This is a genomic window from Clostridium sp. AM27-31LB (genome assembly GCF_003480745.1).
In the GTDB taxonomy this organism is placed as follows: Bacteria; Bacillota; Clostridia; order Lachnospirales; family Lachnospiraceae; genus Butyribacter; species Butyribacter intestini.
Genome location: NZ_QUJS01000010.1, coordinates 32,890 through 56,501, shown reverse-complemented (window position 1 = coordinate 56,501; position 23,612 = coordinate 32,890). Strand labels below are relative to the sequence as shown.

At 34.9% G+C, this 23,612-nt stretch carries 24 protein-coding genes, 1 pseudogene and 1 other annotated feature; of the genes and pseudogenes, 8 read left to right on the top strand and 17 right to left on the bottom strand.

Annotation, left to right across the window (positions count from 1 at the left end; all coding sequences use genetic code 11):
* Nucleotides 1-4 precede the first annotated feature (4 nt).
* The 9 genes from DW721_RS13280 to DW721_RS15930 all read right to left on the bottom strand — a co-directional run bounded on the left by DW721_RS13280 (nt 5) and on the right by DW721_RS15930 (nt 6,628).
* On the bottom strand, nt 5-796 hold the full coding sequence (locus DW721_RS13280) for a DUF2705 family protein (protein WP_118746043.1): 792 nt from the start codon (nt 794-796) through the stop codon (nt 5-7).
* Nucleotides 793-1,515 (bottom strand): hypothetical protein, encoded by a 723-nt coding sequence (locus DW721_RS13275; protein ID WP_147355412.1) that lies wholly within the window; start codon nt 1,513-1,515, stop codon nt 793-795. Before DW721_RS13275 ends, DW721_RS13280 begins: the two co-directional genes overlap by 4 nt.
* Nucleotides 1,516-1,881: 366 nt before the next feature.
* Nucleotides 1,882-2,340 (bottom strand): hypothetical protein, encoded by a 459-nt coding sequence (locus tag DW721_RS13270; protein WP_118746041.1) that lies wholly within the window; start codon nt 2,338-2,340, stop codon nt 1,882-1,884.
* A gap of 159 nt (nt 2,341-2,499) precedes the next feature.
* Entirely contained in the window at nt 2,500-2,661 is a 162-nt protein-coding gene (locus tag DW721_RS16170; protein WP_182436330.1) for a hypothetical protein, read from the bottom strand.
* A 354-nt stretch (nt 2,662-3,015) separates the two neighbouring features.
* Nucleotides 3,016-3,888 carry a leucine-rich repeat protein gene (locus DW721_RS13265; RefSeq protein WP_182436329.1) on the bottom strand — a complete coding sequence of 291 codons (873 nt, stop codon included), beginning with the start codon at nt 3,886-3,888 and terminating at the stop codon, nt 3,016-3,018.
* Nucleotides 3,885-4,019, bottom strand: coding sequence for a hypothetical protein (locus DW721_RS13260; RefSeq protein WP_347560388.1), 135 nt, complete (start codon nt 4,017-4,019; stop codon nt 3,885-3,887). The genes DW721_RS13265 and DW721_RS13260 overlap by 4 nt, the downstream gene beginning before the upstream one ends.
* Nucleotides 4,020-4,243: 224 nt before the next feature.
* Nucleotides 4,244-5,395, bottom strand: coding sequence for a hypothetical protein (locus tag DW721_RS13255; protein WP_118746039.1), 1,152 nt, complete (start codon nt 5,393-5,395; stop codon nt 4,244-4,246).
* Nucleotides 5,295-6,125, bottom strand: a complete 831-nt coding sequence (locus tag DW721_RS13250; RefSeq protein ID WP_118746038.1) for a hypothetical protein — start codon at nt 6,123-6,125, stop codon at nt 5,295-5,297. The genes DW721_RS13255 and DW721_RS13250 overlap by 101 nt, the downstream gene beginning before the upstream one ends.
* Nucleotides 6,126-6,220: 95 nt before the next feature.
* Nucleotides 6,221-6,628, bottom strand: a complete 408-nt coding sequence (locus DW721_RS15930) for a hypothetical protein (RefSeq protein ID WP_147355411.1) — start codon at nt 6,626-6,628, stop codon at nt 6,221-6,223.
* Between DW721_RS15930 and DW721_RS13240 the strand changes: the two are divergent.
* The 7 genes and pseudogenes from DW721_RS13240 to DW721_RS13210 form a co-directional block, all read left to right on the top strand.
* Nucleotides 6,608-7,463 (top strand): annotated as a pseudogene (locus DW721_RS13240) (transposase); the annotation flags it as partial. The gene DW721_RS15930 and the pseudogene DW721_RS13240 overlap by 21 nt on opposite strands.
* Nucleotides 7,464-8,002: 539 nt before the next feature.
* A complete protein-coding gene (locus tag DW721_RS13235) occupies nt 8,003-8,575 on the top strand; it encodes an accessory gene regulator B family protein (protein ID WP_182436328.1) in 573 nt (190 codons plus the stop codon).
* A gap of 28 nt (nt 8,576-8,603) precedes the next feature.
* On the top strand, nt 8,604-9,347 hold the full coding sequence (locus DW721_RS13230) for a LytTR family DNA-binding domain-containing protein (protein WP_118746035.1): 744 nt from the start codon (nt 8,604-8,606) through the stop codon (nt 9,345-9,347).
* Between the two features lie 5 nt (nt 9,348-9,352).
* A complete protein-coding gene (locus tag DW721_RS13225) occupies nt 9,353-10,675 on the top strand; it encodes a sensor histidine kinase (RefSeq protein WP_118746034.1) in 1,323 nt (440 codons plus the stop codon).
* Between the two features lie 139 nt (nt 10,676-10,814).
* Nucleotides 10,815-11,525: a VanR-ABDEGLN family response regulator transcription factor gene (gene vanR / locus DW721_RS13220; RefSeq protein WP_022014107.1), complete on the top strand. Its 711-nt coding sequence runs from the start codon at nt 10,815-10,817 to the stop codon at nt 11,523-11,525.
* A 49-nt stretch (nt 11,526-11,574) separates the two neighbouring features.
* Nucleotides 11,575-12,654 (top strand): vancomycin resistance histidine kinase VanS, encoded by a 1,080-nt coding sequence (vanS, locus tag DW721_RS13215; protein WP_118746033.1) that lies wholly within the window; start codon nt 11,575-11,577, stop codon nt 12,652-12,654.
* Nucleotides 12,655-12,807: 153 nt separating this feature from the next.
* Nucleotides 12,808-13,488: a C39 family peptidase gene (locus tag DW721_RS13210; RefSeq protein WP_243036025.1), complete on the top strand. Its 681-nt coding sequence runs from the start codon at nt 12,808-12,810 to the stop codon at nt 13,486-13,488.
* Nucleotides 13,489-13,509: 21 nt separating this feature from the next.
* Here DW721_RS13210 and DW721_RS13205 read toward each other — a convergent pair whose 3' ends face one another.
* From DW721_RS13205 to DW721_RS13190, 4 genes are all read right to left on the bottom strand, one after another.
* Entirely contained in the window at nt 13,510-14,271 is a 762-nt protein-coding gene (locus DW721_RS13205) for an SDR family NAD(P)-dependent oxidoreductase (RefSeq protein ID WP_118746031.1), read from the bottom strand.
* 259 nt (nt 14,272-14,530) lie between these two features.
* Nucleotides 14,531-15,454: a hypothetical protein gene (locus DW721_RS13200; RefSeq protein ID WP_118746030.1), complete on the bottom strand. Its 924-nt coding sequence runs from the start codon at nt 15,452-15,454 to the stop codon at nt 14,531-14,533.
* 205 nt (nt 15,455-15,659) lie between these two features.
* A complete protein-coding gene (locus tag DW721_RS13195; RefSeq protein WP_118746029.1) occupies nt 15,660-17,042 on the bottom strand; it encodes a HAMP domain-containing sensor histidine kinase in 1,383 nt (460 codons plus the stop codon).
* Between the two features lie 15 nt (nt 17,043-17,057).
* Entirely contained in the window at nt 17,058-17,708 is a 651-nt protein-coding gene (locus DW721_RS13190) for a response regulator transcription factor (RefSeq protein WP_118746028.1), read from the bottom strand.
* A gap of 610 nt (nt 17,709-18,318) precedes the next feature.
* On the opposite strand from DW721_RS13190, the gene DW721_RS13185 reads away from it, so the two are divergent.
* Entirely contained in the window at nt 18,319-19,149 is an 831-nt protein-coding gene (locus DW721_RS13185; protein WP_118746027.1) for a Cof-type HAD-IIB family hydrolase, read from the top strand.
* On the opposite strand, the gene DW721_RS13180 is transcribed toward DW721_RS13185, so the two are convergent.
* The 4 genes from DW721_RS13180 to DW721_RS13165 form a co-directional block, all read right to left on the bottom strand.
* Nucleotides 19,146-19,760: a type III toxin-antitoxin system ToxN/AbiQ family toxin gene (locus DW721_RS13180; RefSeq protein ID WP_118746026.1), complete on the bottom strand. Its 615-nt coding sequence runs from the start codon at nt 19,758-19,760 to the stop codon at nt 19,146-19,148. The two genes, DW721_RS13185 and DW721_RS13180, sit on opposite strands and share 4 nt — an antisense overlap.
* Nucleotides 19,761-20,369: 609 nt before the next feature.
* On the bottom strand, nt 20,370-20,735 hold the full coding sequence (gene rplL / locus DW721_RS13175; RefSeq protein ID WP_022014116.1) for a 50S ribosomal protein L7/L12: 366 nt from the start codon (nt 20,733-20,735) through the stop codon (nt 20,370-20,372).
* Between the two features lie 143 nt (nt 20,736-20,878).
* Complete coding sequence (gene rplJ, locus DW721_RS13170; protein WP_022014117.1) at nt 20,879-21,379, bottom strand: 50S ribosomal protein L10; 501 nt, start codon at nt 21,377-21,379, stop codon at nt 20,879-20,881.
* A gap of 104 nt (nt 21,380-21,483) precedes the next feature.
* Nucleotides 21,484-21,626: a sequence feature (ribosomal protein L10 leader region), on the bottom strand.
* A gap of 263 nt (nt 21,627-21,889) precedes the next feature.
* Nucleotides 21,890-23,158: a chloride channel protein gene (locus tag DW721_RS13165; protein WP_118746025.1), complete on the bottom strand. Its 1,269-nt coding sequence runs from the start codon at nt 23,156-23,158 to the stop codon at nt 21,890-21,892.
* Between the last annotated feature and the right edge of the window lie 454 nt (nt 23,159-23,612).

Here is a 23,612-nt window from a genome sequence, read left to right as displayed (position 1 = left end):
CCAATCATTCTTTATTATCCATAATATCAATTTGCTGAACAACAGCCGCACCTACAATGACAACAATCAGACTTATTGCCGCAAACATCAAATATCCTCTCTGTATCGAAAGACCTCTCGACATTGAGCCAATTATCTGTTTATTTTCTATTTTCACATTATACCAGCCAAAAACCAGATACGCACACGGATTCCATATCAGCTTCTTCCATTCCATCCCTTTTAATTTTTCAAAATTGACTGTCATAAGACATACCGTCACTATTATAGGAATACTGATTGCTACAATATTACCCAATATTCCATTTTTTAAAATAGATATAATATTAGCCAAAAGTACAATCGAAAAACTCCATAATGTATAAATAATCAAATATCTGACTACCAAAAAAATCGAGTCTGTCCTGAATGCTAATTTATTTCCGACAACAGCAGTAACAATATATCCCGCTAAAATCATCATTGCATTAGCCAATGTAAATAACAGTAATTTTAAAATTTCTTTCATATACCATTTTACTCTGTTTTCACACCTTGAAAAAACATAAACACTGCTGTTACAAAAATTTCTATATATGTATGTAGAAAATATTATAATAAACATAAAAAACGGTACATAATGTTCAAAAATTGCTGAAATCACATGATTACTCATTGAATTTATTATATTTCCACCGGTTATCGCCGAAACCATCTGCCATAACTCAATCTTTTTACTATTATGAAAACTGCCATACCACGAAAAAATAATCCCATACAAAAAGGGTATTAAATAATATCTTCTGTAAACTTTCACCTTTTGTTCTCCCTTCTTCCCGCACATATAAGCATACATATTACAGACACTAACGCAACCGTAAATACCATAATCAGGAAATAAATACAATCCGATGTGTCGAGTTTCGTATTTCCCCATGTCAGATAACTTGCGTAATTATGTTCTATTTTATGTCCAAACACCTTAAAAGTTGTATTATTCCAAAAAACAGACATAAGATATACAGGTAAAAGCAGATATGCCTGATACTTACAGTAAAAACATGAGACTGCCAATGGAACCAACGATAATAACCCTGCCTGTAAACCGGTCAAAACAATCCTTAAAACTGCGTACAATCCCGGATATAAATAATATATACCACACATCCAAAATGTCCCACCGGTACCATCGACATTATTCCTTTTATCATATGCCTGATAAACTGACCTCATTTCTTCGGATGCTTCATTTGGAAATGCACATACATTCAATATAATCTCAATCAAAAAAGGAACTGTAAAACATACAAAAGTAACAGTAAAAACAGCTGCTATTTTTGATATATAATAATTCTTATAACCGCCACATCGGTTTACATACAATATATCTGTTCTGTTTTTTCTGTCTTTTGCAAGAGATAATCCACCTGGCAAAACAAGCAGTATAGCCATAAATGTCAATATATATATCCCATACTGATTGTCATATGAAAAAACTGACATATTCAGATAATTAGGAACCATATACCTCTCCAAACTACTGCATCTCTTGAGATTGTGTATGTAATTAAAAATTACGCACCCTAACAATAAAAAGAAACAATAAAAAACACCCCTTTGTCTGGCTATAATATTTATCTGCGTTTTTATATTCTTTAACATCTTAACTCCATTTCTAAATGTTTCTTATTTACATTTTTACATCATAATAATTTTCTTTTGTTATTAAAAACACTACCATAACAATCTAACAAAAAGATAATCATAAAGTCACCAAACGGAAAAAATTATTTTTACCAAAAAACAGCTATAACTGCTTCAGACTTTGCATTTTTTACAAAGCCTGAAGCAAATCAATTATCATCGACTTACTATTATAATGTGCAACTATTTAACATCCTCTTACATTGCGTCGTATGCTACTTCCGCATCCGCACCATAATTTTTACTGTTTCCGCACCACCCAAAATATGCAGTATTAACTCCCAGATAATCCTGATTCAAATAAATTTTCCTTGTCTCAGCTCCTTCCCTAATTATGTATGTATTATACTCATTTTCAGTTCTTACACTAAAAAGTCTATAATTCCCCTCACCATCTTTTCTGCAAATTCTAACACGGATTCTTTCAAATCCATCTTTAGTGTATGGCATTTCCGGTCTGACTCCGCCACATCTCACCTTAACATAACCATGATTATGGCTTCTTCGGTCACTTGTGTACTTAAATTTTCCGCCTAATTTATTTATTGTTAATTGCTTAGTCGTAGCTCCCACAGACGAAACATTCATCATTAATGCACCTGCAACCAAACAACCTGTTATCACCTTTTTAGTTATACATAAAATTTTTTTATTCATAATCTCTTACTCAAATCTTTTATTTTCTTCTACCCACATCATCTTAACAGCCCTCACCCGGGTAGAGGTTAAGGGTGAGGGTGTATTTTGTTTAATAGTCCCATTCCCTTTATACACCTTTCGATATTAATGTCACATTTTTACACTGTAACATCAACATCACTTCTTAGCACGGCTGCTTACCAGCTTGTCTAAGTCTTCAGGCTTTTCCGGTTCGTAAAAGATATATCTGCAACTCATCAGCGAAACTCCCCCGAAAGCCACCGCCATAGCACAAATCCTGTTGCCATGCTTTTCGATAAACTTCTTTAGTTTTCTCAACCCGTCCTCTCTCCTTTCCGTACTCCGCTCAAGACTTTTTAGTCTTTAACAGATAAAATTTTGTGTAAGACAAACTTTTGCAATCAAAATTGCACTTTTATCTTGCACAATTTATACTATACACCTTTTTTCGACCAAAAACGAAAAAATGGGAAAAGTGGGCAAAATTTAAAGAAAAGTGGGAAATTTCATTATTTTTTTGCTATTTTTTACCACTTTTCCCCGTTTTTTGCCCCCTTTTCCCATTTTTTGGCACAATTATATATTTTCATGTATAATAATTATTTACCAGTCATACTTAGAAAACGGAATACTGAAACTTTAAACACAATTATAACTTGTCTGATTCTTCCTTTATATTCCAAAAATCTTTAACAGTATTATCATCCAAACCATTTGTAGGCTCGTCCAGAAGCAATACATCCGTTTTTTCATGACATCCGGTTCAATGGCATCTTTGTCTGCAATCGTCTTATCGCTCATTACAATCTCTTTAAGTCTGCCTGTGTTCTGATTATTGAATGTATATTTTTCAATTTTAAAAACGCTGTCAGGTATTGTTATCTTTTCAGGCATCTGAGTGCATTGTGCAAATGCTCCGGCATTTATTTCCGTTATTCCATCAGGTATTTCAAGCGAAGCCTCCTTACCGTCATAATCCGTCAGATATTTTTCTCCCCATATATACATTCCGTTCTGATATTTCATTTCTTTATCAAAAGCTTTATACAATTTTCTTCCAAAATATCCCTCTGTCAATAATGCCTTTACACTATCATATTTAAGAACAATGCCATTTTCAAATGTAATGTCACTCCATTTAAGATTTCCACTATATGCAGCACCCTCTTCACTTACGGCAAAAGGCACATCCGAGTTGGTCGTAATCTTTTCAATTCCTTTACCGATAACAATACTCTTCGGAACTTTAAATGAAAAATCCACATTCTTGCAGCTATCAGCAAATTTTAACACCGTATTTTTTCCGGATATACTCAGTTGATTTGCTTTTTTATCAACTATTTTAATATTATTTTTTCCTGATACTACCGTCCATTTAATACTATTACTCTTATTTCCTAAACTAAGTTTTTCACTGTTCCCTATTGCAACCTGCACATTTTTACTAAAGTTTTTTGCTCCGACAGTTTCCTTTCCATAAAAAATTCCTCCTGCCATTGCAACTCCCATCACCAACAGATAAATTTCAGATTTAGTTTTTTTCATATCAATCCCTCCCATGTCTTCTCAAGTTCTAATCTTTCTGCCAGTTCTGCCTGCTTATTCGGATATAAATGTGAATAAGTATTTAATGTGGTTTCTATCTTTTCATGCCCCAGCCGCTCTGCTATTGCCAATGGCTGAAATCCAAGTTCCACCAAAAGTGATGCGTGTGGTTCTCTTTCTAAAGGGTATTTATAGGACAGGATGACAAAGACACTGTAAAATCGGTATATCTATAAATACAAAACACAAAAAGAGAATGTTTCTCTGAAAATAATTATTTTCCCGAAGCATTCTCTTTTTATATTTCATTCTCGAATTTCTTTACAAGGTTAGCAACATATAGGCTTGAAAAAAATCATCTCTTAACAATAAACTGAGCATTATTAATTGCTGACTCCGTTTGTGTATCAAATAATACTTTGATGTTTTTATCGCGTCTGCTATAACAACACAATTGATCTACACTCTCTCCCTTGCCTTTTTTTTCAAAATTCCTTAAATAGAAAATCTCATCTTCATCCACATACACTAAAGCATTATCAACCAGATTTTCCATTTCACTTTTCGGAAATTGGAAAGATTCCTCCGTTTTTTTCCCTGGATATACTGTTGATAGTTTCATATGCTCGCTAAAATAGCTCGCCCCCCATTTGATAAATAAGCTATCCTCACAAGTAGCAATGCTCTTGATATAACAGTTCTTTTTGGTATATATCTGCTTGAATTTATTATCTTCAAACTTATATATAGTATGTGTAATACCCTGCACATCACCGCTTTCACCTTGTTCTTCTAAGGCTTTCCTGTCATCTTGTTCTCGATATCCGACCACGAATAGTTCCTGATTAATTGGATTATAATGAGTGCAAGTTATATTAACATCCTCAGGCAGCAAGATTGCATTAACTTTCTTTGTTTTTTTGTCATAAAAATAGGGTCTAACTAGTTCCTCATGTCTTTTTACCCCAGCAACAAAGATGCCATTTTTTATAGGATATATATTATTGATCGCAAAGAAATATTTTGTTAACTGCACTGATTCATCAGTATTGCAATTCATAACAAATAATTCGTCTCCCTTGCCATCATCGGCATTTGCTGTATAATATACTTTTTCTTCTTCTGCATCATACATAGTCAATGGATATTGCGAAGTATAGGGCAGGGAAGCTATTTTAGATATTGTCCCATTTGATAAATCATACTTTATAACATCCATAACCATCATTTCATTATTTTCCCCTGCCTGATCTGCCACATATGTATTTGTAAGTGTTATATACTTATCTTCTGTAATTTTTGTTTTCGCCAGATTGCCCGAATCCTTTTGGAGTGTTTTCTCGGTAGTCTGACATCCCACAAAAAGCATTATAACCAATACAAAAGAAATGAATATGTTAATGTGCTTAATTATGGACAATCTTTGTTTTGCCCGGCAAAGATAGATTCTTTGAATACTTATATCCCCAATATTCAACCCCTTCTTTCCATATATCCACAATCGCATTATCCATCCCTCCTGCATCTCTTTTATACATAACATGAGTTGCGTTCTTCGTACTTCCTTTTTTTCGTGCATTTACCTGCACCTTCGTGCCATATTGGCAGTTATCATATCTCAAACTCGTTGCTACATCACCCTTTTTCAAAATATGATCCCTCTGACCTTTCTTATCATTAAAAGTTGTAGCTCGTCCATAACCAATATACTCTTTTCCGCTTTTGTAAAGTTTATTATAATTATTAGGTCCCCATTGAGCTATTAGTTTCTTATTTGCGGCAGCTTTCATAATATTATTGGAGTCAGAAACAGAAATCTTATTATAAGTTGTATTTACTATCGAAGTGATATTTGCTGTCTTATTTCCTGCCCCCTCAACGGTATTCAGTAATCCATCTGTTCCGTAAATAACTTTCATTCCTTTAACAGGTACCATGTTATCTTCATGAGGTGCTGAATAGTAAGTTCCATTACGTTTAGCTTCACCTTCCAGTTCCCTTTCCTCTAAAGATTTTTCTTCTAATAAAATTTTCTGTTTATTTTCTGTATTCGGAAAATCTCCCTCCAAAATAATAAAGTGTGTGTTGCTATCAAATAAAATTATTGTACCTGGCTGCATACATTCTGGAACTTTATTTGAATTATACCCTTCTGGTTCTTTTGCCATCACTGGCACACAAATTCCAAATGCTAAAAACAAGCTCAAACACATTATTAATAGTTTTTTTGATTTCATCAGATAATCCTCGCTTTCTTTTTTTAATTGTTTATTATCTTGTACATCACTACAAAATTTGATACCTTAAAATGTATTTAATGGAATTTCTTGACTCAATAGTAAACAATGTTTACTTCTTTCTTTATATCATCTACCCATTCATCAAAAAGATAATCCTCGATTTCTTTTTTCAATGATTTTTTTATTTGTTCCATCGAATACTCTTTTAACTGTTCAGATAATTTGTATTTGGCAATAAAATTTTTAATATTTTGTTCAGTGAACTTTTCTTGTAAAACATTCGACATCACATATTTTTTCACTCTGTCATACATCATTCTATTTTCTTGGCCTTGGTATAGTTCATCCACACCATATATGTTTACTGCCTCATTATACAAATCAGGATATTGGTTTTTATAATCTTGTAGTTGTTCCTGCACTTCGGATTCAGTGATTTCTGGAATATCAAATTCTTTGGCATGTTGTATTACCAATACTTCATCAATTGAATTGTTCAATATTTCATCGACCTTGATGAAATTGTTCCGACTTCTTTTTACAATCATTACTATGCAGCGACAGGCAGAAATCGTAAATATCCTTTAACTGCAATGCTTTGTGCTTTGATTATTCAACATCTGTTTTCTATTCCAACAGATTCTCTTTTGCTGGTCTTTCTTCATTATTCCAGACCTCTAAGGGAATTCTGTGGTTTTACCAAAGTTCCTGATGCTTCAAAAATCACTCGCTTTAAGCAAGACTTTTTATCAGACTTACAATCGGTTTTTGATAATCTTGTTGATATTACCGAACCGATATGTCAAGACATTGATAACAATCTTGCTTCTATGCTTTTGTTTGATACTTCCGGCATTGAAGCTTATGTTACCGAAAATAACCCTAAATATGCCAACCGCATTATTAAACAGCTTAAAGCCTATGCAAAAGCCAATAACTTTAACAGTTCTTATGATCCTTTACTTCCAATGAAACGAGAAGGAAGCAAATCCAATCTAAGAAGCAAACTGCCTACCATGAAATTTGTATGTCCCAAAATGAAATGGGAATACAACCGGCAAGACAAGTCAAGCCGTCGTGTCTGTCACTGCGATGATCCATGTACAACTTCTTCATGCGGCAAAATGATCTATGTTTATCCCGAAAAAAATCTCAGAGCCTATCCCGGTGTAGAACGAGGTTCTAAGGAATGGGATGAAACATACAAAATCAGGGTTAATGTTGAAAAATCAATCAACCACTTTAAGGATAGTTTCTGCGTTGCTAATCGTAAAACTACCAATGAAAAAACATTACATGCTGATTTACTACTGTCAGGTATTTCACAGTTACTAACTGTAGTTGTTGCTGATAAAATAAATCAGCGACAGCATATAAGAAGCTTAAAATCTTTCATAGCTTAGGACTTACCAACTTTAATAAAAGTCGTAAGCTTATTAAAGTGAGCCTAAATCTTGTAGAAATCAACTTTTCAGCTTAAAATTTGTACTTTACATAAATTCAGCCTTATCTGCAATCAAAATTGTACTTTTATCTTGCACAATTTATACTATACACCTTTTTTCGACCAAAAACGAAAAAATGGGAAAAGGGGTCAAAATTTAAGGAAAAGTGGTAAATTTCATTGTTTTTTTGCTATTTTTTACCCCTTTCCCCCGTTTTTTGACCACTTTTCCCATTTTTTGGCACAATTATATATTTTCATGTATAATAATTATTTACCAGTCATATCTGGGAATACAAGATGCAAAAACAACTATATTATGGATAATTATTATAAACAGCAAAATCTTTCACACAAACTTAGTGTCCGTGCACACCTGACACAAACACCGATATATAAAATGTGTAGATAAACAGAAATGAGGAATACTATGAAAATATCAAATACAGCAGCAAAACATATAACAGATTTTTTTATCAATTCAGGCACTATAAGTAATGACGACAGGGCTTCCTATATCTATTGTTTTGAATATGCAATAGATACTATTATATTTCCGCTGACCATTCTTTTGTCAGGACTTATCTTTAACAGATTTATTTCCGCACTTTTATTCGCAGTCATTATCATTCCATTAAAAATGTCTGCCGGAGGTGCTCATGCTTCAACCCGCATAATGTGCAGCATTTTATCTTATTCATTGTATTTTGTCACATTATTTTGTTATCAGTTATTTGGTAATATACCTTTAACACTCTTAAATATATGCTATATAATATGTTGTGTACTTATAATGTATCTGTCACCCATCGACCACAAAAACAACAGACTTGTCTCAGATGCAAAGCACAGATTAAAAAAATTTTGTATTATATATATAATTTTAATTTCAACTGTATATACGGCATTTATTTATAATGATATGCCTGAATTTTATCTTATGATAAACGCCTGTATATTTATAATTGCAATAAATCAGATAATCGGTAAATTAAAACACTAAATATAAACTGCTAACAGGGAGGATTAATATGAACTATAGAATTGCCGTCTGTGATGATGACCCCGTCTTTTTAGAAGAAACAACTAATCTTATTTTAAATTATCAGTTTGAAAAAGATATGAATCTTACGCTGTCTTCTTTTAAGAGCAGTCAGAGCCTGCTTACAAATTTCAGGCACGCTAATGACTATCATATAGTCTTTCTCGATATAGAAATGCCCGAACCAAATGGCATAGAGCTTGCATCTATTATCCGTTCAAGTATAGACCGCCATGTATTTATTGTTTTTGTGAGCAGTTATCCTGAATATATGCATGACAGTTTCAAGGTACACCCTTATAACTATCTGCAAAAACCCGTAAGCAAAGAAACTCTCTTTGAAGTTCTCGATGAAATCCGCCTTGACATGGATGATAATAATTGCTACCTTACTATAGATGCTATTGATAATACATCAACAGCAGTCAATTTTAATGACATTTTATATATTGAGACCATTGATTCCAAAAAAAATCTTTTACAATTTTGTCTGACAGATAAAAAGCTCACTGCGAAAGGCACTTTAAAAGAATGGACAAAAAAACTGGAACAGTTTCCCTTTCAAAAATGCCACAACAGTTTTCTTGTAAATATTGCCCATATTCACTTTTTTTCTGGCTCAGAACTGACAATGGATAATCTTGATACGCTTCCTCTAAGCCGCCGCATGAGGAAAGAGCTTGAAACAGCTTATAAACATCAGTTGGTCATACATGACACCGGGAGGGTTTAGTTTAAATGATAATATTTGACATTTTATCTTATATCACTGATATGCTTTTGGTCTTTGTTTATCTCAACAGGGCTTTTCACACACGCAGGACAAATATTCCCGCACCCCTGTTTTATGCCGCATTTGTACTGGCTGAATCTGTTTTAATGGCAAACCAGCTTTTATTTCACAATCCTGACAAACAGTTCTCTATTTTTGTAACCATTTCTTTAAGCATACTTTCCACCTTTGCATTATGTTTTTTGTATGAGACTACTTTACGGCGAAAAGTTATCTACAGTATAATCTTTCAATTTTTTGCTGCTTTTTCTGAAGCTACCTTTATGCTCATCATCAAACTTACATCTCCTGATATATTAAAACATGAAACACCATATCTTGTTGCTATTTTAGGTTTTGGTTCAAAAATAATATTATTTTTGTTTATACTTATTTTCACAATGTTTTCAAAGGGTGGCGAAAAATCTGATTTTGAGTATCATATATTCAGTCTCGTCACACCTATTATATCATTGTTGCTCTTTAATACATTGTCTGCTCAAAAAAACTTTAAAATTGAAATTACTTCTTATGACATAATTATCTTACCTTGTATTTTGATTTTAAATATTACAAATTATTTTATCCTTGAACGCATAAAATACACGCATAAGCTGGTATTGAAAAACACACAGCTCGAACAGCAGATTAATTTTCAGAAAAACAAATATTCACAGCTTAGTACCACATACAGAAATACACGACGCGTTGTGCACGACACCAAGAAACATCATTTTACCATTTTAAAATACATCGAGGAAAAACGATATGACGAACTCAACACTTATGTTAAAGCTTCATATGAAGACCTTGAGAATACTTATTCTCTTTTCAACACCGGAAACCTGGTTATCGACTCATTACTAAGCAACTATAGTAACCTGGCTAAAGAAAATAGTATTGTATTCTCTACTTCCTTAAATTTAGAGGCAGTACGCATCCCCATAGAAGATTATGACCTGTGTATAATACTTGGAAATCTTCTTGACAACTGTATCAATGCCTGTAAAAAGCTTGCTGTTTCTGACAGATGGATTAAGCTAAGCATCTATATAGATGCTTATGACAAATTTCGTATAGACTGCTGCAATAGCACCAAAAATCTTCCCAAAAAAATTAAGCCTGACACCTCTTTAGAACATGGCTTCGGCACGACAAATGTTGACCAAACTGTCAAGAAAAACCGTGGCATGATGATAAGTGACATGACCGATGATGAATACACAACCATAATATCCATCCCTATATTAAATTTAAAACAGAAATCCAATTCACAAAAAAAGTGTTGAGATAAAAATCTCTATCTTTGACACCTCTATTTCCGGGTGATAATATGATGATAAGGTTAAGATAGCAATCTACAGCATTAGCTAAGGTTAAAAGTTATTCTGCCCCCAACTTCAACAAACATTCCCGGAGGAGTTTTTTATGAGTACAAATATAATGATAGTAGACGATGAAAAAGATATTGCAGACCTTGTCCAGATATATCTCGAAAACGATGGTTTTAAGGTTTTTAAATTTTACAATGGCAAAGATGCACTCGAATGTGCCCTGCACGAAAAACTCGACCTCGCAATCCTTGATGTAATGCTTCCCGATATTGATGGCTTTTCTCTGTGCAAACAGATACGCAAAGATTATTTTTTCCCTATTATCATGTTGACGGCAAAAAATGAAGATTCTGACAAGATTACAGGGCTTACTCTCGGTGCTGATGACTATATCTGCAAACCTTTCAATCCACTTGAACTTACCGCCCGTGTAAAAACGCAGCTTCGCCGCTACACCCGTTACAACAAAGCCGATAATGAACACAATAACACTTTTGCTCCAACAACAGAACATAATATAAGAGGTCTAAACATTTCAAAAAGCAGTCACCGAGTATTTCTGAACAATAAAGAGCTTGCCCTCACACCGCTTGAATTTGATATTCTCTGGTATCTGTGTGAACACAAGGGAAATGTGGTGTCATCGGAAGAACTCTTTGAAGCCGTCTGGAAAGAAAAGTACATAGACAGCAACAACACCGTAATGACGCACATTGCAAGACTTCGTGAAAAGCTGCACGAACCTGCCAGAAAACCTAAGTATGTCAAGACGGTATGGGGTGTCGGATATACGATTGATGATTGAAAAGTAAAGAGCCTATTTGTGGTTCAAAAATAATCAACAGAGGTGTCACATGAAAAATAACAGCCTTACTAAAAAACTTATCAAACGATATATGCTTACCGTTATCGGCTTTATCGCACTTGTTTTTATTATATTTATCATCGGAGCGGCAGTCTGCTCCCTCAAAATCTGGTATCCCGATGACCCGGATTACATTATTCTTAAATCAATAAAGACACATAAATGGCTTATCGGAGGTTTTCTGTGCTTTATTACATGGTTTATTGTCACAATATCCTTTCTTGTGAAGTGGACACGATATATCAACGAAATACTTAATGCTTCAAAAAAACTTACCACTCAGGCAGAACAGCCTATCGTTCTGTCAGAAGATTTAAAATCCATTCAGGACGAACTTAATGCCGTAAGAGAAAATGCTGTTCACAATTCCATGCTTGCCAAAGAAGCTGAACAGCGAAAAAATGACCTTATAGTCTATCTCGCCCATGACCTCAAAACACCACTTACAAGTGTTATCGGTTACCTGACATTGTTAGAGGATGAGCCTGATATTCCCCAAAAAACACGCGAAAAATACACCTCGATAGCACTAAATAAAGCCGAACGGCTCGAAGATTTAATAAACGAATTTTTTGATATTACACGCTTCAACCTTACAAACATTGAACTTGATATCGAAAAAGTCAATTTAAGCCGTATGCTCGAACAGATATGCAGCGAATTTCTCCCTATATTATTAGAGCATAAATTAAGCTGGAATCTTGATATTGCACCTGATATAAATCTTATGTGTGACCCCGACAAACTCTCACGGGTGTTTGACAATCTTATCCGCAATGCCGTTAATTACAGCTATCCGGACACCGAAATAACCTGTGTACTCACAAAACAGGATAATGATACACATATCCTGTTTAAAAATAACGGCAAAACCATTTCTCCCGAAAAACTCAGCCGTGTATTTGAGCAGTTTTTTAGGCTTGACTCATCCAGAGCCTCATCAACAGGCGGTGCCGGACTTGGACTCGCCATTGCAAAAGAGATTGTTGAACTTCACGGCGGACAGATAAATGCTGCAAGCGAAAATGAGAGCATCAGTTTTGAGGTTGTGTTTAGAAATGACTTATAACGGTCTTATCTATATTTACACACAAAATGCAAGAATATTGTAAGTTTTACTTATGATTTTCTCAAAACAAAATATTTCCTCATAGATTAAAATAATCCCAGATAGCGAAAGTTTCGCTAACACCTAATAACAGTTTAGTGGGAGGAAATATCTGTGAGTACAAAAAGATATAAAAGAAGAAAAAGAAATCTTAAAAAACTTACACTTGCAATACTTTTATTTTTTATAATATTCCGTGGTGTTCCTAAAGTAATCGATACGGCATCAAATGCCATAAGTGCCGTTTTAAATAACGGCAGCATTGAAACTGCTAAATCTCACGGAAACATTACTTCAAAAGAACTTTCAGAGGGCATACCTCTCCTTATCCAATGGGATAAACGCTGGAGGGATGCAGCTTACGGAAATTCAGATATAGGAATATCCGGCTGTGCCCCAACCTGTCTTTCAATGGTAATATCCGGACTTACCCGCAACAAACAGATAACACCATATAAAGTTGCAAAATTCGCCGAAAGAAACGGCTATTATATAGAGGGAACAGGTACTTCTTGGAGCCTGATGACCGAAGGTGCATCTGCATTTGGCATAACAGGAACAGAAATTCCACTGAGCAAATACACTGTATTCTCTCATCTTGAAAATAACGACCCCCTCATATGCAGCATGAAACCGGGCGATTTTACGACAGCAGGACACTTTATAGTCCTCACCAAAACAGAAAACGGACAGATAAAAGTAAATGACCCCAACAGCCGCTCACGAAGCCGGCTTTGGGACTATGAAACACTCCAAAAACAGATTAAAAATTTATGGGCATTCAGCAAAAACTGATGCCCATTTAAAACATTCAATTTATCTCTTTAATATTCCCACAAAGTACATCTTAATCCCCGATGGTATTAACCTTAAAACATTGTTTATTATTCCCGGAACTATAACACCTCTGCCACGCATCAGTCCGTCAACTGCAATTTTTGCCGTTCTTTCTGCTGACATTGCCCATATCGGTGTTTTCAGTCCCTCTTTTTCAAAAAATTTTGTTCTTGTTGTTCCCGGACACAGTGTACTCACGACCACACCTCTTACTGCTGCCTCCTGCCTTATCGCCCTGCTGTAACTGTATATGAAAGACTTGCCCGCAAAATATGTCGAGGTATATGGTCCCGGCTGGAATGCTCCTGTCGAAGCCACATTTAAAATCTTTCCTCTCCCCTTTTCATACATATCACGCAAAAACAATTTACAAAGACAAACCGGTGCAGTCACAATTAACTGTATCATTTTTTTATCGTCTTTTATATTTATACTTTCGGTCCCACCCGTCAGTCCAAAGCCTGCGTTATTTACAAGTATCTCTATATCAACACCAAGAGTTTTTGCTTTGTGATACAATCTTTCTGCCCCACCTTCAACAGAAAGATCCTGCTCTATCGTAATGATATACCTCGTACTTTTCACAATCTTTGATTTCTTAACTTCAAGTTTTCTTTTTGCTATGGCAAGATTTTTTCTGCTCGATGAAGCAAGTATCACTCCATATCCTCTTTCAAGAAATTCACCTGCCATAGCAAACCCTATACCGCTTGTTCCACCCGTTATCAATACATATTTCATATTATATTCAAACTCCATTTCTGTTTGTTGTGTCTAGTCTAAAGCAAATCACATCAAAAGGATTATTGTTCCCTGATTTTCCACCGATGCTTATTTTGCTGTCTGATTTTGGCACTTATATCATAATGTGAAAAATTCATATATGCAAGATTTTTTACACTATGCACAAAAAATGTGTGCAGAAATAGGAAGCCAAGCAAATATTCATAATCCGCTCTGCTACTTGCCTGATAATGTTAAAATGTAATTTTTGTAATTCCTAATACTTATAATCCCAATTATTTATATAATCACCTTCCACATCATAATCAACAGTTATCTTCCTACCATCATCCGTCTTACCATTAAATGTGATTGACCCAAATGTTGTCAGGTTATTTGAAATATACTCATGTGTATAATAATCTTTTTTTACCTCTTTTACTATATTTATTCCATACAGCTCTTTTATCTGCTTTTTTATTTTAGCAACACTTTCTTTAACACATTTATTCATCTTTGTTTTATCTGCACAGAGCTTTTCATACTTTTTGAACTCAGCCTTAACTTTATCACTCATATTTCCCGATGTAAGCATCCAGTCAATTTTACTGTTCATTGAAATATGAGTATATTTTCCACTTTCAACATCTGTCACAAAATACGCAACATTCAAAGGGCTATCTTGGTCTTCTATGCCAAAATGTATGTTCCATACTCTAATCAATTTACCGTAGTATTTTTCATTAACCAGTTTTGAATTATCTATCCGCCAGTCAATATCAGCCGTTATCATATCCTTTTTTCCTTTAAGACATTCAAACATAAACTTCCAGTTACCGTTTTCCGTTTTATCAATAATATCCCTGAATGTCTTTTTATAATCGTAATCGCTGGATTTTACTTTATCAGAAAGATATTCACCTGTCTTTGGATCTTTATATCTTATAAATGAAATCTCATACCCTTTATAATTATACTTCTCAATAATCTCCTTATCCATTTTTCTTTCACCTTCGGATGGTGTCTCGCCCTCCATACTTCCGCTAGAAACATCTACCCCAACCTTTGCCACCTCAGACTCTTTTATGTCTGATGCCTCCGTCTTTACATTCTGGTATTTCATTGCTCCCATAAGACCTATACAGCCTACACCTAACATTGCCGTTGTAGCAATCATTAAAACTTTCTTATTACATCTCATAACTTTTTCCTCCCTGTCTATTATATTTTTTTAAAGTGAATTCCACATCTCTGTTTGCATCAATAATTTTTTTACCTTATAGTCTGCAGGCAGCCGTGACTTTTGACTTTTATCTAAAAATCTCATTCACTTTATGTTACACAATATACAGCTTTGTCCTTACCAAAAAACAACCATAAGGTTACCAAACGGTAAACATTTCGGATTATAATGGGATTTTTACGGTTACTGTCGTTCCGACTCCCTTTTTAGAACGGTACTCCATTGAGCCGTCATGCTTTTCAACTATCTTCTGACAAAGTGAAACCCCCAGTCCCGTTCCTCCCTGCTTCCTGCTTCTCGACTTATCTACACGATAAAACGGTTCTTTTATCTTCTCAAGTTCCTCTGGCTCCATTCCGCAGCCTGTATCAGTAATCTCGAAAACAGTATTTTTCTCATTTTCATATACATATGTACTTATTTTTCCACCCTCATCTGTTGCCCTGAACGCATTTTCAAATATATTTCTTATGAGCATTTCCAAAAGAAGCTCGTCCCCGAATAAACGGTCAGCCTTAATTTCCCACTCTGCTTTAATATTCTTTTCTGCAAATCTCTTCTCCTGCCACTTTTTAAGCTCATCCGTAAATTTATTCATACTGATATTCTGCTTTTTAATGTCGGAATGTCTTATCACCGCAAGGTCAAGCAGCTCATATGACATATTTTGCAGACGCTTTGCTTCATGTCCTATAAACCCAAGACACTCCATCTTTTCTTCATCGGAAATCTTAGCTCTCTCCATATACTCGACAAAGCCGCAAATCCCTGTTACCGGAGTTTTCATTTCATGTGCAAGATTATCAATAAACCACTGTTTACGCTCTGCCTCATCCATAATCTGTTTCATGTTATTCTCTATCGTCTCTGCCATTATATTTATATTCTTTCCAAGAACGGCAAGCTCATCACTTCCTTTTATATCGGTTCTTGTCTCAAGTTCGCCGCCTGCCATTTTTTTAACTGTCTCATTAAGATTTTCCACCGGTTTTATGCATTTCTGCAAAACAACTATCATAAACAATGCCATAATAATTGATATTACAAGACTTCCAAGTGCATAATATATTCTTATATTTTTCCACATACTGTCAAGATTATATAGAGTTTTCTCATATCCAAAATAAAAAGTCTTTTTTTGACATTTTTGCAGCTTAAACACCATAAGTCTTGTATGCCCGTCAATATAACACTTTATAACCTTATTGTTTTTAATGATGTTTTTTTTAGTATTAAAATGAGCCTTATCCGAATAATAAATCTTCTTTTTTTTCTCGCCCTGCCATAGTCCAAGTTCTATCTTCTGCTGCTTATAATAATTGGTATATTTCTGAATTATATTTTTAACATCCCTGTCATTTAACTGTGACTGCTGCATTTCACCATAAATCTGGTCAATTATCATTCCAAAATCCCCGACCGCCTGTTTTTTTTCCGCTGCAATATTTTCCTTATATGTAATTCCAAAAAGCAGGTATATCGCAATATTTAAAATCAGCAGTATCGGAATAATAAGCACCACATATAATTTCTGCCATAACTTCATAATAATCTCCTCTTTTTAATCAGTTTCAAGCCTGTAACCAAGCTTATTTATCGTGCAGATTTCCTTTTCAAGCCCTAATTTTTTTCTAAGTTTTCTTATATGAACATCAACCGTTTTTGTATCTCCCATATAGTCCCATCCCCACGCAAGTTCAAGAAGTTTCTCCCTCGACATTGCCATATTTCTATTTAAAATAAGCACTTCCAGAAGCTCATACTCCTGCGGTGCAAGCTGAACTCTCTCCCCATTTTTAAATACATCGTGCCTGTCAAGATTTACCTCAACATCACTTATCTTAAAGACATCATCATTTTTCTTTGCCCTGCGGAGCACTACATTTATTCTTGCGATAAGTTCCAATATCTCAAACGGCTTTACGATATAATCCTCCGCTCCTATCGAAAGACCGTGCAGTTTATCGTTAAGTTCCCCCTTTGCCGTCACAAATATTACCGGTACATCCTTAGTCTTTTCCATAATCTCAAACCCCGACATTCCGGGCAGCATAACATCCAGCAGCACCAAGTCGAAATCTCCATTTTCAATCATTTCAAGTCCCTCTTTACCGTCATATACCTGTGTACATTTGTGACCTACCATCTTAAGATTTCTTGCAACCATCTCATTTATTGTAGTATCATCCTCAACAATTAAAATCCCAGCCATAATAAACCTCTTTTCTCAGCAACTTTTTATGAGATGATTATATAATAACAATTTGTTTTTCTCAGCAACAGAATGTCATCTTACTTCACCTCTAAGCTCTTGCATTTTTATAACTCCTGCCTATAGCCTGACAGCTATTGTCAAGCTTGCGAGTAAACATTAACCAAAACACAGTAACAGTTCATATATAGCATACTACAAAATAGTAACCAAATGATTATCAAATTAATATAATAATATAGATGTTTACGAAACAAATTATATATTGCATTCTATTTGTTATAGCTGTTCAATTTTATAATGTATGATAGTTTCACGGGCATCTATATTCCCTGTCAAAAGGAGACTCTAACATATGTCCATCAAAAACTGCATTAGAAAAGCAACCCAATATAACTGCTGTCTTGACAGAAAAGCAATCTGTATGAAACACTCTTGGGACGAAGTTTCAAAAATGCTCGACACTTTCTGCGACTGTAAAAAATGCCGCAAATGTCAAAAATGCAAAAAACACCCAAAATGTAAGTGCAGATAACTTTTTTATATATATTTTTTCATATATTAACTTACTTATATATGGTAAAATATATTTAAAAAACAGGAGAAAAAGATGTTTACACCAAAACTTATAGTTACGGATTTAGACGGAACTGCCCTAAATAACAATAAAGAGATAACAACAGAAACCATAAAAGCCTTTGAACGATGCCGCAAAAAAGGTATTCACATTGCAATCGCAACAGCCAGATACATAGTCGGTGCTTCTTATTATGCAAGAAAACTTCACGCAGATTTTCAGATACTTACCGATGGAACACTTGTATATGAAAACGGCAGACTCGTATATTCACGCACAATGACTAAAGATATGACAAACGACATAATAAACGAACTAAAAAAATATGACTGCACTTCCCACATAGCCATTCCAACAACTACGGCATTGTATAGGTTTCCAGCCAACATTGCAAACCCTGCCGCTGCCGGCATCAACACAGCCGCAAACGGCAAAAAAACTGAAAATCAATCTTTTAACAATATAAAACAAGATCACTCTCCGGGAATTTATTTTGACATAGACAAATCATTTCCCGAAGAAGCGTGCAAGATAGTTGCTCATATATCTGATAACAATATTGCAAAAGCCATTGCCGACAAATGCGGCTGTGAATATTTCCATTACCGTGGTGAAACCACATATACATTTTTTCACAAAAAAGCAAGCAAACTCGATGCCATCAAACATATGGCAGATTATCTTGATATTTCACTTAAAGATATATGTGCTTTTGGTGATGATATAAACGATATTGAGATGATAGAACATTGTGGATACGGCATTGCGATGGCAAACGCACTTGATATTGTCAAAGAAAAAGCCGACTTTGTTACATTATCAAATGAAGAGAACGGTGTTGCAAAAGTGCTGGATGAGTTTTAATACTCATCCGAAGCCTGCTCTAATTTCTTATAATTGCAATGATATTTTAATATTTTATTTTTCTTCTGTTGCTTTACATATATTTTCTCAGCTTTCTCCTCAATCTTTTCTTTTATATTACATATAAAATTATATTCCTTTAACATCAATGCCATTCTCTGATTATCCGCGATTGATGCCCGACTACTAATTTCAAATTTAATTTTAGTATATACACCCTTTTTCACTGGAAACATTTTTCTTATATCCAACACAGATAAAATTCTTTGTTTATAATTCTTCCTTGTTTCCAATGGAATATTTTTCAATAAGTCTTGATTTTTTATATCAACAATAATATCATTTTTTCTAACAGGTGTTGTTGTAATATCTATAATTTCATAAATCCTATACCATTCACCTGATACATCTGCCCATTTTTTATGTTTTTCTTTTGCAGATGTCAACGGAATAACATATTCCCTGTCTTCCTGATTTATAAGCATCCCTAAGTGCGGTTTAAACTTATACTCCTTATTATTTTCATCGTAAAATATTTCTGAATCTGCTTCATTCATTGCTTTTAAATAATCTATATCAATATACACAAACTGTACTTTGCTAAATTTCACCTATGTATTCCTCCTAAACAAAAAGGAAGCATATGCTTCCCTTTATCGCTTCTCGTTTCAACGCCTTTGGTAGAGACACACCAACCTATATTGTTTCCCATTTCAACGCCTTTGGCAGGGACACGCCAACCTATATCGTTTTCCACTTCAACGCCTTCGGTAGGAACACACCAAATAAGAAACTATGCTGTTCTTATCTTTATTATATGCAATTACTCAAATATAATCAATAGCAATTTTTGCATATTTTTATAATAAAAGTAACAGTTCAGCCATAAAAAGATAATTGGCAATACAATGAGCTTGTTCATTGTATTGTTAAGTACCTTTTTATGGTAGAATAACCTTTCATTTCTGAAATGAGGGCAAAGCCCTCGCGAGCACGCTCAGATGGAACAAATAAATTTGTTCCATCCTCACTTTACTTTCGCGTAAATAAACATAAGCTGCAAAGCAGCGACTGACAGCTCGCTGGCAGGTTTATGAATGTAAGAAATGAAAGGCTGAACTGTTACTAATAAAAAAGACGAACCACTTTGAAAGCAGTCCGCCTTTTTATTTCTGTCTGGATGACAGTATATTTTCCTCACATTATAAATGTTCAGTAAATTATTTAAGTGTAACCTTAGCACCTTCAGCTTCGATCTTAGCTTTGATGTCTTCAGCTTCTTCCTTAGATGCACCCTCTTTAACAACCTTAGGAGCTCCGTCAACAACTTCCTTAGCTTCCTTAAGTCCTAAACCTGTTACTTCACGAACAACTTTGATAACCTTAACTTTGTTTGGTCCAACTTCTGTAAGCTCTACATCGAACTCATCTTTCTCAGCTGCTCCGTCAGCACCTGCTGCACCTGCTGCAACTACAACACCTGCTGCTGCAGAAACACCAAATTCTTCCTCACAAGCTTTTACTAAATCATTTAATTCTAAAACTGTCATGCCTTTGATAGCATCGATAAATTCCTGAGTTGTCATCTCATTACCTCCATAATAAATATATTTTATAAATTCGTTGCATCAGTCATCTGACTGATGTAGTATCCTGCCGCCGCTCACACCGAAAGTGCAAACATCAGCATTTTCTTTGGAAACCTACCGTTCCCGTTTCGTTCAAATAATTAAGCCTCTGCAGCTCCATCACCCTTTTCAGCGATCTGATTAAGAACACGAGCAAGATTTGTGATAGGTGACTGTAAAGAACCAAGTAACTTGGAAATAAGTTCCTCTCTTGAAGGGATGCTTGCAAGTGCTTTAACACCGTCAACATCGTAGAATGTTCCTTCTACTACTGCACCCTTAAATTCAAGTGCCTCAGCTTCCTTTGCTACATTGTTAAGCACTCTGATAGGAGCTGTTGCATCCTCTTTTGAAATAGCGATAGCAGATGGTCCGTCAAGTAAGTCATCTAACTGAGCAAAATCAGTTCCTTCAAAAGCACGCTTCATAAGTGTGTTCTTGTAAACTTTGTACTCACATCCTGCCTCTCTAAGTCCTTTACGAAGCTTTGTATCCTGCTCTACTGTAAGTCCACGATAGTCTACAAGTACAACAGTTGCAGCACCGTCAATCTTTGCCTTAATCTCATCAACTATAGGCTGTTTGATTTCAACTTTTGCCATGAGTAAGTCTCCTTTCCTGGGTTCTCCCCATAATATCCACTGCAGACAGACAATATAGTTTGTCCTAAAAAGTCGATTATATTTAAACAAAACACAATCTCTTTCAGGCAAAATAAAAACCTCGTCGCATAAATCCAGCCGAACGAGGTGAAAATAATTCATATCGAAATTCATCTTCCTCGGTAGGCGTTTGTACTTACACCGGTTCACCGGCACCTACTGTCTACGGCAGTGTGTCCTGCAATTCAAAGAACAAAATTAACATTACCACAATATATATATGTGTGTCAAGTGTTTTTTGCGTTTTTATCTCAATTATAGTAACAGTTCAGCACAAAAAAGATAATTGGCAATAAATAAGCTTGCTTATTTTATTGTTTATTATCCTTTTTGGGTAGAATAGCCTTTCATTTATAAATGAAATAAACATAAGCTGCGTAGCAGCGGCTGACAGCTTGCTGGCAGGTTTATGAATATAATAAATGGAAGGCTGAACTGTTACCAATTATATTATTCCCTCGCCTTTCTGTTTATATATTCTGCCTTATATTTAGAATAAACGATAGTCTGATCATGATACAATCCATAATATCCTGACATAAGATAACTTACACTTATTGCAATAAGAAAGAATGGCACAGCTTCATAGCCGAAAAGTTCAAATGCTATCAACATTGATGTTATCGGGCAGTTTGTCACTCCACAAAAAACAGCCATCATAGCAACTGCTGCACAAAGTGACGGTGAAATTCCAAAAATCTGACCGAAAAGGCAGCCAAAAGTCGCCCCTATAAAAAATGACGGTACTATCTCACCACCCTTAAATCCGGCTTCAAGAGTAAGTGCCGTAAAAATTATCTTCCATATAAAAGCCATCGGCTTTACATTTCCATGTATCGCCCTCACTATCACGGGCACGCCTGCCCCCATATAGTCGTCCGTATGAAGTATAACAGTGAGTATTATTATGATAATGCTTGAAAAAACTATCCTTATATAAGGATTCTTAATTTTTTCCCTGTAAATGTCGCCGAGTCCGTGAAGTACCATACAAAAAATTACACTCAATGCCGCACAGCACATTGCAAGAATGATTATCTTTATGCTCGGTACTATCTGAAATCCCGGTATATATGCTATATTAAATGTATTAGGTCCTATGCCCATATGTGTTGCAAATTTTGATGCAATTAGTGCCGCAAATACGCATGGCACAAGTGCGGCATAATACATTACCCCAACACTCACAACTTCCATTGAAAATATTGATGCAGCTATCGGAGTCCCAAATATTGCCGAAAACGCCGCACTCATTCCACACATAACTACTATTCGTCTGTCTTTTTCATCAAATCTAAACAATCTTCCAAGCTGATTTCCTATGCTTCCGCCAAGCTGCAATGCTGCTCCCTCTCTGCCTGCCGAACCTCCCAAAAAATGCGTGATAATCGTAGATATAAAAATGAGCGGTGCCATTCTGAAAGGTATTTCTGTTTCCGCATGAATTGTCGATAAGACAAGATTTGTACCCTTATCATTTTTATATTTAAAAATTCCGTAAAGTGCCACTATAATAATACCTCCGAGCGGAAGTGCAAATATTATCTGCGGATGTCCGGTTCTTATCTCTGTCACCACTCTCAGACAATACGCAAACAATGTACTAAAAGAACCGACAACGATTCCTACTATCGCCGAAAAAATCCCCCATCTAATAAATCTGTATATGTTTTTATAAATTCTTGATATGTAAAATTTTATCATCTGATACTTTTTCATTTTATTTGTTATCCTCTATTCATAGATTTGTGACCCATCTCCTGTCAAACACCGACAAAAAATTAAAGCGGTTTGTAATATTACAAAAGATACACAGCAATAATACAATCTGCGACACTAATTTACCTCAAAACCGCTATGCCACTATATCAATTATAATAGAATACTATTTTTTTTGCAAAATGACAAATATTTCATACTTTATCAGTATTCATTATCATTATTAGCCATACCTAACCCATTTGCAATACCACCGGTCTTTTTCTCCCCACAAGATGTAAAATATATTTTTTACATCTTTGATAATGATATTTTATATAAAATTTACAATATTCGTACCATTATCCTATTTTCCTGATTTATTCTTATATATCACTATATTCCAACGGTTTTCACACAACCTTGCCACTCTATTACAACTACATTTTCATTGTACTTTCACCCTTAAACAGTA

Bases quoted from the DNA above. Each gene is read 5' to 3' on its own strand.
- DW721_RS13185 (WP_118746027.1), top strand. From the start codon at position 18,319: ATGTTTACACCAAAACTTATAGTTACGGATTTAGACGGAACTGCCCTA.
- DW721_RS13235 (WP_182436328.1), top strand. From the start codon at position 8,003: ATGAAAATATCAAATACAGCAGCAAAACATATAACAGATTTTTTTATC.
- vanS (WP_118746033.1), top strand. From the start codon at position 11,575: ATGAAAAATAACAGCCTTACTAAAAAACTTATCAAACGATATATGCTT.
- DW721_RS13230 (WP_118746035.1), top strand. From the start codon at position 8,604: ATGAACTATAGAATTGCCGTCTGTGATGATGACCCCGTCTTTTTAGAA.
- DW721_RS13195 (WP_118746029.1), bottom strand. From the start codon at position 17,042: ATGAAGTTATGGCAGAAATTATATGTGGTGCTTATTATTCCGATACTG.
- DW721_RS13225 (WP_118746034.1), top strand. From the start codon at position 9,353: ATGATAATATTTGACATTTTATCTTATATCACTGATATGCTTTTGGTC.
- vanR (WP_022014107.1), top strand. From the start codon at position 10,815: ATGAGTACAAATATAATGATAGTAGACGATGAAAAAGATATTGCAGAC.
- DW721_RS13205 (WP_118746031.1), bottom strand. From the start codon at position 14,271: ATGAAATATGTATTGATAACGGGTGGAACAAGCGGTATAGGGTTTGCT.
- DW721_RS13265 (WP_182436329.1), bottom strand. From the start codon at position 3,888: ATGAAAAAAACTAAATCTGAAATTTATCTGTTGGTGATGGGAGTTGCA.
- DW721_RS13250 (WP_118746038.1), bottom strand. From the start codon at position 6,125: ATGAAATCAAAAAAACTATTAATAATGTGTTTGAGCTTGTTTTTAGCA.
- rplL (WP_022014116.1), bottom strand. From the start codon at position 20,735: ATGACAACTCAGGAATTTATCGATGCTATCAAAGGCATGACAGTTTTA.
- DW721_RS13165 (WP_118746025.1), bottom strand. From the start codon at position 23,158: ATGAAAAAGTATCAGATGATAAAATTTTACATATCAAGAATTTATAAA.
- DW721_RS13255 (WP_118746039.1), bottom strand. From the start codon at position 5,395: ATGCGATTGTGGATATATGGAAAGAAGGGGTTGAATATTGGGGATATA.
- DW721_RS13200 (WP_118746030.1), bottom strand. From the start codon at position 15,454: ATGAGATGTAATAAGAAAGTTTTAATGATTGCTACAACGGCAATGTTA.
- DW721_RS13190 (WP_118746028.1), bottom strand. From the start codon at position 17,708: ATGGCTGGGATTTTAATTGTTGAGGATGATACTACAATAAATGAGATG.
- rplJ (WP_022014117.1), bottom strand. From the start codon at position 21,379: ATGGCAAAAGTTGAAATCAAACAGCCTATAGTTGATGAGATTAAGGCA.
- DW721_RS13270 (WP_118746041.1), bottom strand. From the start codon at position 2,340: ATGAATAAAAAAATTTTATGTATAACTAAAAAGGTGATAACAGGTTGT.